The organism is Deltaproteobacteria bacterium (genome assembly GCA_026388545.1).
Taxonomy (GTDB): Bacteria; Desulfobacterota; Syntrophia; order Syntrophales; family UBA2185; genus JAPLJS01.
Window position 1 is genome coordinate 1 of sequence record JAPLJS010000118.1, and the last position, 14,996, is coordinate 14,996.

The window sequence follows — 14,996 nt, forward strand, 5'->3', positions numbered from 1 at the left end:
CAAGCCTTAAGGGAGATGAAACGGGCCGCATAGGGGAAATCGTCCCGGAAATCCGTTCTCATCCACAATTATCTTCAGTTGTCAAAGAACAGAACAACAAAAAACTTTTAAAAACCTTATTTTTCAGGACGAACTAAGTAATATGAAATGGAATGAACTGAGTGAGCGCGTATTGACGGGCGGGCAGATAATCTATGACGAGGCGCTTGCCGTCATGCAATCTTCGGATGACGATATTCTGGCCGTTCTGGACGCAGCGTTTGCGATTCGCCGCCATTACTTCGGGCGCGGTGTAAGCATCCATGTTATCCGCAACGCGAAAAGCGGATTATGTACAGAAAACTGTTCGTTCTGCAGTCAGTCCGCCGTGTCGGATAGTGCTATACAAAAATACCCAAGGCAATCGGTCGAGCAGATTCTGGAAGGAGCGCGTGATGCTCAGAGGTTGACGGCTGTGCGGTACTGCATCGTAACCAGTGGACGTACCCCATCGGAAAAAGACATGGAGACGATCTGTGAGGCTGCCCGGCTGATTAAGCATGAAGTGCCCGTACAGATCTGCACATCCCTGGGATTATTGTCGGAGAAGCAGGCAGCGCGATTAAAGCAAGCCGGTGTTGACCGATACAATCACAACCTGGAGAGCTCGGAGCGGTTCTATTCTTCTTTCTGTACCACCCATGACTACTCCGACCGTGTTACAACGGCCAGGACCGCGAAAGCAGCCGGTCTCGAACTGTGCAGCGGGGGACTTGTCGGTATGGGAGAAGATATAGAAGATAGGGTGAATCTTGCGTTTTCCTTGCGTGATTTGGATGCGGATTCCATACCTCTTAATTTCCTTGACCCGCGTCCCGGCACTCCACTGGAGGGGCTTACCAGACTGACACCTGCGGACTGTCTCCGTACGCTCGCGATGTTCCGTTTTGTAAATCCGGACAGGGAAATCCGCATTGCCGGAGGCCGGGAAGCATGTATCGGCAGCATGCAGGTATTGTCTCTGTATGCTGCCAATTCGATGTTTACCGTAGGCTACCTGACCACACCAGGACAGGGGTATCAAGCCGACATGGACATGATTAAACAAGCGGGATTTACCGTTACGGAAATTACTGATTGATAAAACATTCATGATGCTATGCCATCACAGAGGATATTGGAAATCCCCCTGACCCCCTTTCAAAAAGGGGGCAGAAAAGCCTTGATCCCCCCTTTTAAAAAGGGGGGCACGGGGGGATTTTGAGGCAAAGCAAAATATAAACAATGAGTAGAGTAGGTATTTTTTAGATGAAATTTTTTGAAACGATAAAAGAAGATGTTCAGACGGTATTCAAAAAGGACCCTGCTGCCAGAAGTATGATAGAAGTCATTACCTGCTATCCGGGGCTCCACGCCATCTGGATACACCGGATCGCCCACTATCTATGGCAGAAGAAATGGTGCTTTTGTGCCAGACTGCTTTCCCATATCAACCGCTTCCTGACGGGTATCGAAATCCACCCCGGCGCAACGATTGGACGCCGCTTTTTCATCGATCACGGCTCCGGCGTTGTCATCGGTGAGACGACAGAAATCGGAGATGACGTGCTCATCTATCAGGGGGTTATTCTGGGTGGAGTGACCCTGCAAAAGAAAAAACGTCACCCCACTGTGGGAAATAATGTCCTGATCGGGTCAGGAACCATCGTTTTGGGGCCTATCTTGATCGGGGACGGGGCGCGTATCGGGGCCGCGTCTCTGGTAATCCATGACGTCCCCGCCGGGGCTATAGCCGTCGGCGTGCCTGCCAGGCTTGGTCTGGGATTCTCCGGTAAGGAAATCCAGGAGATGACGGACAACAAACTTCCCGATCCCATTGCCGAGGCTTTCAACTTTCAGGGCAGGCAGATTGGGACCCTGGAAAAGAGAATGGCTGAGATCGAACAGCAGCAAGGGATCAGGGTTGAACTGGATCAGTACGTGGAAGAAAAGAAGCAGGAGATCCTGCGCATTTTTTCGCCGGAGGAAGACTTCTCAGTCGGGGCCGGCATTTAGACTAACTGATGCTTCCCCCCTTTACAAAGGGGGAAGAAATGCATTGTGCCCCCCTTTGGAAAAGGGGGGCACGGGGGGATTTTGAAGTAACGCAAACTATAAACAAGGAATGGGGTAGGTACTTTCACATGAAAAAGATACAAGGTAAGATTCTGTCCGTCAATATATCTCAGGAAAAAGGTGAAAAAAAGCATAATGTTGTCTGCAGTTTGCTTATGGAAAACATCGGTCTCAAAGATGACGCCCATGCGGAGAGCGGTATCCGGCAGGTCAGCCTGCTTGCGAAAGAAAGCATTGAAAAAATCAGAGCAAAGGGACTTAATGTACAATATGGAGATTTTGCGGAAAATCTCACCACCGAGGGAATTGATCTGCCGTCTCTTCCTATCGGTACCCGGTTGAAAGTCGGGGACAAAGTCCTCTTGGAAGTCACACAAATCGGCAAGGTCTGTCATGAACGGTGCAACATCTTTTACACGGTCGGTGACTGTGTTATGCCCCGGGAAGGGATATTTGTGAAAGTTTTAAGCGGTGGTGAAGTTCAGGTAGGTGATCAGATCGAGCTTGCCGAGTAAGAGGATAATCATATCCGCCTCCACATTCCTTCTTTTTAACGAAAGTCGCTTGCGGATTAACCTTCCTTAGTGAACAAATCTCGGAGATTTCATCCCATTCATTCTCTTCGCGATTAGTTTCCTCGCTGTCAGGCTAAGTATTTATTTATAAAAACGTGACTAAGCAGACAGTATGAAATTTATATTGACAATTTAGCAATGTTGTCTATCATTTTCATAGACAAAGTCGATAACATAAAGGTGGAATGAAATCGCAGAAAGTATAGATAGGATATTGACGTCCACCACACTGGCGGATATGGTGGAGAGGCAGAAGGCAAAGAAAGAAAATCTCACTTCGGACAACTACAGTATATGACCAATAGGTATTTCAAACAATTGCTTCTTGCTGAAATCGGCGAAGAAGGCCAGAAGAGGCTAAACGGCGCGTCTGCAGTCGTTGCGGGCTGTGGCGCGCTGGGTTCAGTAATCGCGAACAGCCTGGTGAGGTCCGGGGTCGGCAAGGTGACGATTGTCGACCGCGATTTCATTGAGCTCGACAACCTGCCGCGCCAAGTATTATTTGACGAGGATGACATCAAAAGAGGGTTACCCAAAGCGATAGCCGCGGCAGAAAAGCTGAGGCGCATCAACTCCGAGATAACCATCGATCCTGTTGTCGCTGACCTGACTGCGGACAATATCGAACAAATTATAAGAGACACCGATATCGTGCTTGACGGCACGGATAATTTTGAAACCCGCTTTTTGATAAACGATGCCTGCGTGAAACTGGGCATTCCGTGGATATACGCAGGGGTGGTGGCAACGTACGGGATGAGCTTTACGATCATTCCTGAAAAAACGCCATGTTTAAGATGCTTCATCGGCGAACTGCCTGGCCCCGGTGACTCGCCTACGTGCGATACTGTGGGTGTACTGGGAACCGCGGTCAACATGATTGCTTCCGTCGAAGTGACCGAGGGATTGAAGATCCTTATGGGGAAGCAAGACTCGTTGATAAATAAACTGATCTATATCGATGTCTGGTATGGAACATGGAAAGTATTTGAGCTTAAGAAGGACAGTAAGAGATGCCCTGTCTGCGATGACAGACAATTCGCCTTCCTTGAGCAGAAGAAGGGAACGCGCCTTGCCGGTCTGTGCGGACAGAATGCTGTTCAGATATCTCCGCCTGTATTGACAAGTGTTTCTTTTCATGATCTTGCATCGAGGCTAAGACCGCACGGAGAGGTATCGTACAATGATTACATGCTCAAGTTCACAATAAAACCTTATGAGTTTACTGTGTTTCATGACGGCAGGACAATCATAAAGGGGACAACGGACGAATCTGAAGCAAAAATTCTCTTCTCAAAATATATTGGAGTATGAAGGCCGCACGACATATGGATATATCTAAAATCAGAGAAGATTTTCCTTTTCTAAAACAGAAAATAGGCGGCAGAAACATAATATACTTCGACAATGCCGCCACGACGCAGAAGCCTGTCCAGGTGCTGAACACGATTCAAACGTACTATTCAAAATATAACGCCGCGGTCAGCAGATCAACGCATGAGATAAGCAATACCGCGTCCGCGATGTACAGACAGGCGCACGAAAATGTTGCCAGGTTTGTCGGCGCCAAGACTTATCAGGAAATTGTCTTTGTCCGCAACAGCACGGAAGCCATAAACCTTGTCTGTTATTCCCTCGCGTTTTGTATGGATAAGACCATCGGGCTCTCACCGGGCGATGAGATCATAATCCCCATTTCAGAACACCACTCCAATCTTGTCCCCTGGCAGAGGCTCAAGGAATTATTCGGAATAACGATTACTGTGGTGGGAATAAGTGATAAAGGAACAGTTGACCCTGATGATATACGGAAACATATAACCGACAAAACACGGCTTGTCTGCTGTGCGCACGTTTCGAACGTGCTGGGAACAATAAATCCGGTAAGAGAGGTCGCAAAAGTTGCCCATGAAGCTGGGGCGCTCGTTCTGGTTGATGGGACGCAGTCAGCGCCGCACATGCCGGTAAACGTCCAGGACATCGATTGCGATTTCTTCGCCTTTTCCGGCCACAAGATGCTGGCCCCTCTGGGGATTGGCGTCTTACATGGAAAAAAAGATCTTCTGGAAAAAATGCCGCCGTTTCTGTCGGGGGGTGGCATGATTGCCGATGTGACGCTGGAACGTGCAACCTGGAACGAGCTGCCCTGGAAGTTCGAGGCAGGTACCCCGGAGGTATGCGGTGCAATAGCGCTTGGGGGTGCGATTGATCCGAATACTGGCGACATACTCGAAGGCGCCATAGACTATCTCGGGAAAATCGGGATGGAAAACGTCTTCAAATATGAAACGGAACTTGCCGGTTACGCGCTGGCAAAATTGCGCGCGACTGATGGGGTAATCGTTTATGCACCGGCAGAGAGTACAAAAAGGTGCGGGATAATCTCCTTCAATATCATCAAGAATGGTGAAATCGTCAGTCCGAATGTTATCGCGAATTTCCTCAACGATGACGGAATCGCGGTAAGAGCTGGGGGGTTGTGCGCATTTCCGCTTACTCGAAGTCTTAATGCCCAGGGGGTTGTCCGGGCAAGCTTCTATCTGTATAACACCACCGAAGAAATTGATATGTTTATAGACTCAATGATTTCCATCATTTCAAAAAAAATCATCTAGGTTAGAAATTGCAGGAATACCTCCCGTGTTTAAAAACGTTGAAAACGGATACCGAATGCAAGGACACAGAGATGTAAATATGCCGTTAGAGAAGACGGGGTAACCAGGCTTCAAATACAAGTCGCCGATTGTGGTAACTGTATCTGGGCATTGCTACACAACTCAAAACAATATCAAATTGAAAAAATGTCTTGCGCTATTCGCGAATCGCGAATATAATCTCGCCATGATTCTTAAACCCCAAGATATATTTATTCTCCTGAAACTTGTCTCACTCGGGAAAGCCCAGTGGTCTTATGCATCCCTGGCCAGTGATTTGTATATGAGCACGTCCGAGGTCCATGCAGGTATAAGGCGTGCGGTTGCAGCACATTTAATGGGCTCGCAAAAAGGGCGCCTTCTAAAAAAGTCTTTTGAAGAATTTCTCATTCACGGTATTAAATATGCCTTCCCACCTGATCATGGTAGCCTTACCCGAGGCATTCCTACCTCATATGCAGCTCCCCCCCTCAAAGACATGATTTCTCAACCGACGGAACCTCCTCCCGTATGGCCTGATCCGGAAGGCACTGTTCGTGGATATGAATTTTCGCCCCTTTATAAGTCTGTTCCGAAGGCTGCTTTAAAAGATAGAAAGCTTTATGAATTATTGGCCTTAGTTGATGCAATCCGCGACGGAAGAACCCGCGAAAGAGAAATCGCCATCACAGAACTCAAAGCACGTTTGGAATCATCATGATCAATACCGGAGATGTGAATATCCAAATGATCACTACTGTGGCCAGGCGACTTGGTAATCTTAGGGAGAAAGTAGTTTTCGTCGGTGGTTGTGCCACGGGATTATTCATTACGGACCCTGCGATGCCGGAAGTCCGGGTAACAAAGGATGTGGATGTCATTATTGATATTGCTACAAGGGCGGAATACTACAGGCTTGAAGTAGATCTTCGAAGCAAGGGTTTTAGAAATGATATGAGTGAAGATGCGCCGTCGTGTCGCTGGCTGGTCAATGGTATTAAAGTTGATATCATGCCTACTCAAGAGGATATTCTCGGATTCTCCAACCGTTGGTATCTGCCTGCCATTGAAAATGCAAATTATGTGGAGTTCGAAAAAGAACTTGCAATTAAACTTGTTACTCCCCCTTATTTTCTTGCAACAAAAATCGAAGCTTTTAAGGGACGCGGCAAGGGAGATTATATGGCAAGTCACGACATGGAAGACATTATAACTGTTCTGGATGGACGTCGCGAAATCATTGATGAAATAAAAAGTTCCTCTGATGAATTAAAAACTTTTCTTTCCACAACGTTTCGAATATTCTTGGCTGATGAAAATTTTCTTGATGCGATTCCAGGACAATTGCTACCCGATCGTGCAAGCCAAGCACGGTTGCCGCGGCTTATAGCGCTCTTGGAAGAGATAGCAAATATGCAACATGATGTGTGATAATCAAGTTCACCATTTCCAAAAAAATCATCTAGGTTAGAAATTGCAGGAATACCGCTCTTAACCTGAAAAAAAAGCACATAACCCAGACGATAAGGCATAGTTTGACACCACGCAAAAGAAGCCTTGAAAGCGTAAAGCATATGTCATACAATAATTCAAAACAAATTGAGGTAAACATCATGGCACGAACAGCAATGATCAACGCCCGGACGGAAAGAGAGCTGAAAGAAGAGGTGGAGAAAATCCTGAAGTCACTGGGACTGTCCACAACAGAAGCGATCAATATTTTCTTTCGTCAGGTAAAATTAAGGCGAGGTTTGCCCTTCCCCGTGGAAATCCCGAATGACGAGACGATTACCGTATTCCGGGACAGCGAGTCCGGCAAGGGTCTTACGGAATGTAAAGACGCCGATGATATGTTTAAGAAACTGGGTGTCTGATGCGGACGCCCGTTTCCAAAGAAATAATTGAGTTAGTTGAACGCTTTGACCTTCATCGTGAATCTTACCATTCGGGCAGATATAACGAAACGCAACTGCGCCGGGAATTTATCGATCCGTTCTTCAAGGCTCTGGGGTGGGATGTAGACAACACTGTCGGTCACGCTGAGGCATACAAAGATGTCATCCATGAGGATGCCATCAAGGTCGGAGGCGCCACGAAAGCCCCGGATTACTGCTTCCGCATCGGAGGTACGCGAAAATTTTTCGTGGAAGCAAAAAAACCATCCGTGAATATTGCCGAAGAAATCGGTCCTGCTTATCAACTGCGTCGGTACGCCTGGTCCGCAAAGCTTCCCCTTTCCATCCTGACCGATTTCGAGGAATTTGTTGTCTATGACTGCCGGATCAAACCGGATAAGAACGACAAGGCATCCACCGCACGTATAATGTACCTCAATGATCGGGATTATCTTCCTCGCTGGGAAGAGATCGCCGCCGTTTTCTCCAAGGAAGCAGTCTTGAAGGGCTCCTTCGATAAATATGCGGATACGGCCCGGCTCAAGAAAGGCACTGCCGAGGTGGATAAGGCCTTCCTTTCCGAGATCGAGGTCTGGCGGCAGTCTCTGGCACAGAATATCGCCCTCCGCAATCCGAAGCTTACCCAGCGGGAACTCAATTTCGCCGTAGGCCGAACGATCGACCGGATCATCTTCCTGCGCATCTGCGAAGACAGAGGTATCGAACCGGACGTCCAGCTTATGGCCCTTCAGAACGGTATGAATATCTATCAGCGTTTGATTCAAATCTATTACAACGCCGACGATAAATACAATTCCGGCCTCTTTCATTTCCGGGAAGAGAAAGGCCGTTTTGAACCGCCGGACGACTTGACCCTTAATCTTTCCATCGATGATAAGCCATTGAAGGATATCTTCAAAAGCCTCTATTATCCTGAAAGCCCTTATGAATTTTCCGTCCTCCCCGCCGACATCCTGGGCCTGGTCTATGAGCAGTTTCTGGGAAAGGTCATCTATCTAACACCGGGACACCGGGCGAAAGTGGAGGAAAAACCGGAAGTCAAAAAAGCGGGCGGCGTCTACTACACCCCGACGTACATTGTCGATTACATCGTGAAAAATACGGTGGGAAAACTCCTGGAAGGAAAAAAGCCAGGACCCCGTGGGAGCGCGAGCAATATCCGCATCCTCGATCCCGCCTGCGGTTCCGGTTCCTTCCTTATCGGCGCCTATCAATATCTCCTTGATTGGTACCGTGATCAGTACATGGCAGACGATCCCGAAAAGTGGGCAAAAGGCAGAAACCCGACCCTCTATCAGGTCATTCGCGGCGAGTGGCGGTTGACAACGGCGGAGCGGAAGCGCATCCTCCTCAACAACATCTATGGCGTGGATATCGATCACCAGGCTGTGGAAGTCACTAAGCTCTCCCTCCTTCTCAAAGTTCTCGAAGGGGAAAACGAACAAACCCTTTCCAGTCAGCTCAGGCTCTTCCGCGAAAGGGCGCTCCCCGATCTGGGAAGCAACATCAAGTGTGGCAATTCCCTCATCGGCCCGGATTTCTACGATGGGAAACAGGCGGGGTTCTTTGATGAAGATGATCAGTATCGGGTGAATGTCTTCGACTGGGAAAAGGAGTTTCCGGAAATCTTCAAAGATGGGGGATTTGATGCGGTTATCGGCAATCCGCCGTATTTAGTTATGAGGAGCGATAAACATCCTGATGCCGTTACAGATTACCTAAAGATATACGAAGTATCTCAATACAAAATGGACCTATTTCATCTTTTCATTCAACGTGGCATTGACCTAATAAGAAAAGATGGAAGGATGGGTTATATTGTCCCCAACACTTGGTTAACTTTGAAATTTACTGATAAACTTAGAAAATTTATACTTGATCAATCAGAAATCTGCGAAATAGTTGTCTTTGACCACTATGTTTTCAAAGCAGCAGATGTACATACAGCTCTCATTTTTTTATATAAAACTTTACCGAAAACAAATCATAAGATTAAGATAAAAAAACCTTCTGAGATATCAACATCTCGAGAGCTGGAAAATTGTGAACCCGCTCTTGTAACGCAACGATCATGGGCAAATGCCGATGGTTATGTTTTTGAAACCCGATTGGGTGGTAATGCAGGAGGGTTGGTAATCAAGATACTAAATAATTGGCCACGACTTGATGAGGTTGCGCGCGCCTCTTTAGGTTGTCAAGCCTATAACAGCTTGAAACATACGCCAGAACAGATTAAAAAACGTGTTTTTCACGCCGCCACTAAGCTTGCTAATGACTACCTACCCGAATTGGCAGGAAAGGACGTGTCGCGATATTTAATAACAAGGGAAAGAGGTGAGTGGATTAAATATGGTCCTTGGCTACACGATTATAGAACTATGGATTGGCTTACGGGGCCAAGAATTCTTATTCGAGAAATTGCTGGGAAAAAGAGTCGCCACATTCAAGCTTGTTATACTGAGGAAACATATTGCCACTACAAAACAATATTGAATGTTAATCCATCATCATCAACGCAGTTGTCAATGAAGTATCTCCTTGGAATACTAAACTCGCAGCTACTATCGTTTTTATATCCATACGTTTCCAACAAGATAGTAACAAAAAGTTTTCCCCGGTTGTCAGTTGGAGATGTGAAGAAATTGCCGGTTCGCACCATCAACTTCACCGACCCCGCCGACAAGGCCCGCCACGACAGGATGGTGGCCCTGGTCGAGCAGATGCTTACGCTTAACAAGAAACTGGCAGAAGCAAATACGGATCATGACAAAACGGTCCTCCAGCGCCGGATAGACGCCATGGACAGCCAGATCGACCGGCTCGTTTACGAACTCTATGATTTGACAGAAGAAGAAATTAAAATCGTTGAAGAGAAGGATTGAATTGGCGAAAAAATGTGGAGAATCGGGGACATCTGTCCCTAATTAACGCCATAACGCATCATGAACAAGAGGCGTAAGAGACGGGCCTGTCCGAAAAAGACTCAAATATGCCTTTTGAGTCCCGGCAAATCACAAATATCTGCACCGTATGCGACAATCGATGGCTCCCTGTCCCCTTTTACAATATTACAGTTCTCAACCATCACACACCGACACAACATATTGTGGGAAAAAAATAATTGACATACAAACGGAACTTTCCTATATTTTTCCTATCAGAAAGCAATATCTTATCAAACAAATGCAAGCCACGATACCTGTTATTTGGTAATACGATATGAGAATTGACATAAGCAGCCCTTCACGTATGCACGACTTCGATCTCGAGACCAAAGCACTGGGTCAGGTGCATTGTGGATCGCTGAACGACAAGATGAGTTCAAACTTGACTAAAACACTCATGATGTCAGATGTGGTTGGCTTGAATTTTGCCCGGAAAGTGCTGAGTCTGGTCGGTAAAAAAACTATGACTGGAGATGGCCAGGAGGACGCGCAGGTTCGGAAGGAAGAAGGATTCACAGATGAAGAAATCAGCAAGATCACGGATGCGGAGGTTGAGATTTTCGCCCGGGAATTTATTGCTCACAACAGATGGCTTCTGCACTCCTATATGGACGGTGAACGACAGGTTAGGAGCAACGAAGTGGAAGGTGTCTCCCACACACCGATAACCATCGACCTTCCGAAGGGGGATGCCGAGGGCAGCACCAACTATCTGGTTCGGTTATATCGTCACTATTTTTCAGTACGGAGCGAGCGACTGAAGAAGCAGACAAAAACGGGAACAGCTAAGGCTATGCAGCAGTTAGCACATGGCACCCTTGCGGAAACAAACCGATATCTGATAGAGAACTCTGCAACTGCTGTCATGGAAAGGATCATGAAACACGATCAAGACCGCATGCGGGTAATTGATCCGTTTAAAGATGCAAGACGTTATATAGAAGAGAACGCGGTGAGTGTGGCCAAAGCCATGCACTTTGAACGTGAACAAGAGCTGTTCGAAATCGAGAAACGTTATCTTGCAGAAATCTCTGCAAGTACCATGTTGGCAAAGGAGATCTACCGCAACGAGGCACTGATCAGGGAAACTGCTCTGGGCCAGGCCCAGAGAGAGACCATGTCTTCTGTCATCGTAGCCGAGATGGAAAAACAACAACAGGAGTTTCGTGACTTACTGAAAAGCCATGAAGCCATGTTTCGGCTTCCGCAGGCATTCGAGGCGACACACCTTCTAGAGTCATATCAAGTCGGAGCTGTTTCCGAGTTCGCTCAGAGACATGCCAACGACATCTTTCTTGACCGGCAACGCTCCCTTGAAGCAATCACGACCCCTTGGCTTCATAGAGAAGATGCAGCAAGGTCCGTTACGGCTATCCTTGAGTTGCAGTGCATGGGTAATGCACTCAGGACGATGAAGGGATTCGATCCGGAATTTACGACGTCTCTTCGGCTCGATCTTGGTGACTGGCGAGACAAGATTACTTTCCCGAAGTCGGTCTTCATCGACCCTGTCGCTCGGACTGATTTCTATGTCAATCGTGGGTTCAACACGGCGCTTACTGATTTCCCAGACGCAGCCTTTCACCAAGGCCTTGGAATTGCGGGTCTTGATGGTGTGTCTCTAGATTTGGAGCTGCACGGGTCTGCTGCCTTGCCCTCGACTGATCCAAAAGAAGAAACTGACCTGCAACGAACGAATAGGTGCCATGACCGTTTGCAGAGATTTGAGAGGCGGTTGCGTCAGTTTATTGATGAAAAAATGACTTCCCGTTACGGTCCTAATTGGCCGAAAAAACGTTTAGCATCCGAGCTTTATGAAAAGTGGGAGTTCAAGAAAGAACGGGCCGAACGCAACGGGGGAATGTTGACATTCATAGAAGTTGCTGATTTCACTGACTATGAAACGATCATCTGCCGGAAAGACCACTGGCGAGAAATCTTTGAGACTATGTTCAAGAAAAAGGAAAGCGTTCGTGAATCACTACAACGGCTTCAGCCAATTCGTTTGGCGGTCACGCATGCCCGGATTGTGACCAAGGAAGATGAGTTATACCTTGTTGCAGAAATCAGGCGGTTGCTCAGTGCAATCAAGTGACCGTTATTTAAGAGGCGGAACACTTTGGGTTGCAATCCGATACTTGGCAGAGAAACGCATCCTCGTCAAAAACATACTTGCTGGGATAATCAGTGGGAGGGACAGCCACTAATTGATACGCATGATAATCGGTGGCTGTCCCCTATTTCTTTCTCCAGCGCCGGATCGACGCTACGGACAGCCAGATCGACCGGCTGGTTTATGAACTGTATGGATTGACGGATGCAGAGATCAAGATTATCGAATCATAGGATCGTATCATCAGGAAAGGGTATCTCGGAATGAAACCGCTGGACTTTATAAAATCTTGTATTAGCAATGGCAGAATATACTGGACGTACCATGTCAACATGAGACTTCGTAAACGGCATATTCCAAGGCAGTCGATAATTTCATCCGTGGACACTTATGAGGTAATTGAGGAGTATAAGGATGACAAATATCTGCCGAGTTACTTGATTTATGCAACTTACGCCAATGAGGTTTTTCATTTACATGTTACAATGGATATCAATAATGATGTAGTAATAATTATAACAGCTTATAAGCCATCAAGTGACAAATGGAAATCCAATGGCAAGACCAGGAGGATGCTATGAACTGCCACACATGCGGAAACGATTTGGTGAAGGTCATTACAGATCTTCCGTTTAAAACTGATATTCACGCCATTATCATCATTAAAAATCTGCCCGTGCTGCAGTGCGGCAATTGCAGCGAATATCTCATTGAAGATCAGATCATGCAAAAGGTTGACGACATAATCAGCAGGATGGACCGTGGTGCAGAGGTGGAAATCCTTAATTTTGCGGCATAAAATGATGGTAATTGGGGTCAGGTTCACATTTCTACTGCTCTACCGATGATTGGCGCATATACGTTCCCGGACATTCGCGGCAATCATGTGGTCATCAAGAAGGATAAGGGAAAACCCAATGGCCGCGATCACCTCAACGGCATTGAAGGATTCTGGTCTTATGCCAAGTACTGGCTTTACCATTTTGATGGTGTATTACCTTAAATTTAGCTGATCTTATGGAGGTAAAAAGAAAGATGCCCAGCATAACCCTCAAAGAATGTCCCAAAGTCTATATCTTGGAGACCCACCGCTCCAAGACACCGGCCGACACCTTGCAGTTTATAGAAAGAATCAAGGAAACGGCCGGGATGCTGTCATTTAGAAACGCCACGGAAGTGGATAGGATCGGGATCCCGGTTTTTACTTGTGATCGCATCAGGCCCGACGGTTCGGCGACAAGCCACACGGGCAAAGGCGTTTCCCCGATCCAGGCGCAGGTCTCCATTACCATGGAAGCGATCGAGCGCTACTGTTCCGAATTCCGGAAAGAGTATCTGGATAAACTTGTCAAAGGGAGTTATCGCGATCTCATATCGAAATTCAACGTCCTTGATCCGCGGGATCTTATTCTGTCACAGTTCAGCGATTATGATCATAACAAGGAAATCTACTGGGCGTGGGGGTGTGACCTTGCCGGAGAAGAGGATATTCTGGTCCCGGCATGCGCGGTCTATCATCCCTATCACGAAGACGGCGTCTTATTGACGAAAACCCATACCAACGGTATTGCCGCCGGGAATACCATGGAGGAGGCTGTGATTCACGGTCTTGCAGAGGTCATAGAACGAGATGCCTGGAGTATTACTCAGTACACGCAGCATTTCCACGATGCCATCTTTATCGAAGACGACCAGGAGAACGAATTCATCATCGGCATTTTCAAAAAGTTTGAAAAAGCGGGTATCGAAATGGTGGCCAAAGATATCACCACGGATGTGGGGATGCCTGTTGTCGCTGCTTTTTCCCGCGATTTGCTACACCGGACCATGGCGCCCATAGACGGCTTCGGAGCCCATCTGGATCCCAAGGTTGCAACGGTTCGCGCTCTTCTCGAGATTGCGACGACCCGGGCCCTCTTTATCCAGAAATATGGCATTGAAGGGATGTGTGAAACGGTGCCTCTTTATCTGAGACATGGCGAAGAGGAAGACCCCCGTTTCTATGCCTATCATCAAAAGGGTATTAAGGAACTCGAGGTGGGCTACAGCACCGACATTTACGAGGACATTCAAAACATGATCTCCAAACTCCGGGCGAGGGGGTTGAATCGCGTGATCGCCGTCAATCTCACACGGTCCGATGTGGATATTCCCACCGTCCGGATGATCGTTCCCGGAATGGAGACCTATTGTTTTGACAAAACAAGGGTTGGAGAAAGGGCCATGAAAGCTCTTGCGGATGAAAAGTGATTTAGCAGCGGATTCTTTGTTAAGGGGTCATCCATGGACGAGAGATTATATAGCGACTTTTCCGTCAAAGAGATCATCTGTGATGATGACGCCATCAGGTTGTGCGATACGGAAAAAAGCGTGATCGGCGAAATATCTTTAAAGATCTATATTAACGGCACGGAATACGCCTCCCTCCTTTGCCTCAACCAGCTGACGGAAGAACTTGCCCTTGGGTTTCTCTACAGTGAAGGCGTTATTGATACAATTGACGATGTAGCGTCTATAACCTATAATGAGCGCCTTTTTGCCGTGATGATTGATCTTGCTCCCGGAAGATCGGTCGAAAAGTGTGAAAGTCTGCGCAGCGTAACGTCAGGTTGTGGGAAATGCTTTACCTACATCAATCCCCTTAAACATGACAAATTTCTGCCGGTGACAAGTCAGGATACATTCCCACTCCAAAACATACTGCGATCCATGAAGGAGTT

The 14,996-nt window shown here is 47.2% G+C and carries 15 protein-coding genes; all 15 read left to right on the plus strand.

Features of this window, described 5'->3' with window-relative positions; all coding sequences use genetic code 11:
* Nucleotides 1-142 precede the first annotated feature (142 nt).
* Complete coding sequence (bioB, locus tag NTW12_15085) at nucleotides 143-1,120, plus strand: biotin synthase BioB (protein ID MCX5847655.1); 978 nt, start codon at nucleotides 143-145, stop codon at nucleotides 1,118-1,120.
* A gap of 167 nt (nucleotides 1,121-1,287) precedes the next feature.
* A complete protein-coding gene (gene cysE / locus NTW12_15090; protein ID MCX5847656.1) occupies nucleotides 1,288-2,034 on the plus strand; it encodes a serine O-acetyltransferase in 747 nt (248 codons plus the stop codon).
* Nucleotides 2,035-2,162: 128 nt separating this feature from the next.
* Entirely contained in the window at nucleotides 2,163-2,609 is a 447-nt protein-coding gene (locus NTW12_15095) for an MOSC domain-containing protein (protein MCX5847657.1), read from the plus strand.
* A 354-nt stretch (nucleotides 2,610-2,963) separates the two neighbouring features.
* Nucleotides 2,964-3,983: a ThiF family adenylyltransferase gene (locus NTW12_15100; protein ID MCX5847658.1), complete on the plus strand. Its 1,020-nt coding sequence runs from the start codon at nucleotides 2,964-2,966 to the stop codon at nucleotides 3,981-3,983.
* 14 nt (nucleotides 3,984-3,997) lie between these two features.
* Nucleotides 3,998-5,284 carry a cysteine desulfurase gene (locus tag NTW12_15105; GenBank protein MCX5847659.1) on the plus strand — a complete coding sequence of 429 codons (1,287 nt, stop codon included), beginning with the start codon at nucleotides 3,998-4,000 and terminating at the stop codon, nucleotides 5,282-5,284.
* A gap of 226 nt (nucleotides 5,285-5,510) precedes the next feature.
* Complete coding sequence (locus NTW12_15110; protein ID MCX5847660.1) at nucleotides 5,511-6,023, plus strand: hypothetical protein; 513 nt, start codon at nucleotides 5,511-5,513, stop codon at nucleotides 6,021-6,023.
* A complete protein-coding gene (locus tag NTW12_15115; GenBank protein MCX5847661.1) occupies nucleotides 6,020-6,733 on the plus strand; it encodes a hypothetical protein in 714 nt (237 codons plus the stop codon). Before NTW12_15110 ends, NTW12_15115 begins: the two co-directional genes overlap by 4 nt.
* A 182-nt stretch (nucleotides 6,734-6,915) precedes the next feature.
* Nucleotides 6,916-7,176 carry a type II toxin-antitoxin system RelB/DinJ family antitoxin gene (locus NTW12_15120; protein ID MCX5847662.1) on the plus strand — a complete coding sequence of 87 codons (261 nt, stop codon included), beginning with the start codon at nucleotides 6,916-6,918 and terminating at the stop codon, nucleotides 7,174-7,176.
* On the plus strand, nucleotides 7,176-10,100 hold the full coding sequence (locus NTW12_15125) for an N-6 DNA methylase (GenBank protein ID MCX5847663.1): 2,925 nt from the start codon (nucleotides 7,176-7,178) through the stop codon (nucleotides 10,098-10,100). Before NTW12_15120 ends, NTW12_15125 begins: the two co-directional genes overlap by 1 nt.
* 337 nt (nucleotides 10,101-10,437) lie before the next feature.
* On the plus strand, nucleotides 10,438-12,258 hold the full coding sequence (locus NTW12_15130) for a Swt1 family HEPN domain-containing protein (protein ID MCX5847664.1): 1,821 nt from the start codon (nucleotides 10,438-10,440) through the stop codon (nucleotides 12,256-12,258).
* Nucleotides 12,259-12,539: 281 nt separating this feature from the next.
* The gene (locus tag NTW12_15135; protein MCX5847665.1) at nucleotides 12,540-12,857 is read left to right on the plus strand and encodes a DUF4258 domain-containing protein; all 318 of its coding nucleotides are present in this window, start codon (nucleotides 12,540-12,542) and stop codon (nucleotides 12,855-12,857) included.
* Nucleotides 12,854-13,075: a YgiT-type zinc finger protein gene (locus tag NTW12_15140; GenBank protein MCX5847666.1), complete on the plus strand. Its 222-nt coding sequence runs from the start codon at nucleotides 12,854-12,856 to the stop codon at nucleotides 13,073-13,075. The genes NTW12_15135 and NTW12_15140 overlap by 4 nt, the downstream gene beginning before the upstream one ends.
* Before the next feature lie 45 nt (nucleotides 13,076-13,120).
* Nucleotides 13,121-13,279, plus strand: a complete 159-nt coding sequence (locus NTW12_15145; protein MCX5847667.1) for a hypothetical protein — start codon at nucleotides 13,121-13,123, stop codon at nucleotides 13,277-13,279.
* Nucleotides 13,280-13,311: 32 nt separating this feature from the next.
* The gene (locus tag NTW12_15150) at nucleotides 13,312-14,526 is read left to right on the plus strand and encodes a YcaO-like family protein (protein ID MCX5847668.1); all 1,215 of its coding nucleotides are present in this window, start codon (nucleotides 13,312-13,314) and stop codon (nucleotides 14,524-14,526) included.
* A gap of 33 nt (nucleotides 14,527-14,559) precedes the next feature.
* Nucleotides 14,560-14,996, plus strand: a 437-nt coding sequence (locus tag NTW12_15155; GenBank protein MCX5847669.1) for a formate dehydrogenase accessory sulfurtransferase FdhD, incomplete at its 3' end; no start/stop codon positions are given.

Bases quoted from the DNA above. Each gene is read 5' to 3' on its own strand.
- bioB (MCX5847655.1), top strand. From the start codon at position 143: ATGAAATGGAATGAACTGAGTGAGCGCGTATTGACGGGCGGGCAGATA.
- cysE (MCX5847656.1), top strand. From the start codon at position 1,288: ATGAAATTTTTTGAAACGATAAAAGAAGATGTTCAGACGGTATTCAAA.
- NTW12_15095 (MCX5847657.1), top strand. From the start codon at position 2,163: ATGAAAAAGATACAAGGTAAGATTCTGTCCGTCAATATATCTCAGGAA.
- NTW12_15100 (MCX5847658.1), top strand. From the start codon at position 2,964: ATGACCAATAGGTATTTCAAACAATTGCTTCTTGCTGAAATCGGCGAA.
- NTW12_15105 (MCX5847659.1), top strand. From the start codon at position 3,998: ATGGATATATCTAAAATCAGAGAAGATTTTCCTTTTCTAAAACAGAAA.
- NTW12_15110 (MCX5847660.1), top strand. From the start codon at position 5,511: ATGATTCTTAAACCCCAAGATATATTTATTCTCCTGAAACTTGTCTCA.
- NTW12_15115 (MCX5847661.1), top strand. From the start codon at position 6,020: ATGATCAATACCGGAGATGTGAATATCCAAATGATCACTACTGTGGCC.
- NTW12_15120 (MCX5847662.1), top strand. From the start codon at position 6,916: ATGGCACGAACAGCAATGATCAACGCCCGGACGGAAAGAGAGCTGAAA.
- NTW12_15125 (MCX5847663.1), top strand. From the start codon at position 7,176: ATGCGGACGCCCGTTTCCAAAGAAATAATTGAGTTAGTTGAACGCTTT.
- NTW12_15130 (MCX5847664.1), top strand. From the start codon at position 10,438: ATGAGAATTGACATAAGCAGCCCTTCACGTATGCACGACTTCGATCTC.
- NTW12_15135 (MCX5847665.1), top strand. From the start codon at position 12,540: ATGAAACCGCTGGACTTTATAAAATCTTGTATTAGCAATGGCAGAATA.
- NTW12_15140 (MCX5847666.1), top strand. From the start codon at position 12,854: ATGAACTGCCACACATGCGGAAACGATTTGGTGAAGGTCATTACAGAT.
- NTW12_15145 (MCX5847667.1), top strand. From the start codon at position 13,121: ATGATTGGCGCATATACGTTCCCGGACATTCGCGGCAATCATGTGGTC.
- NTW12_15150 (MCX5847668.1), top strand. From the start codon at position 13,312: ATGCCCAGCATAACCCTCAAAGAATGTCCCAAAGTCTATATCTTGGAG.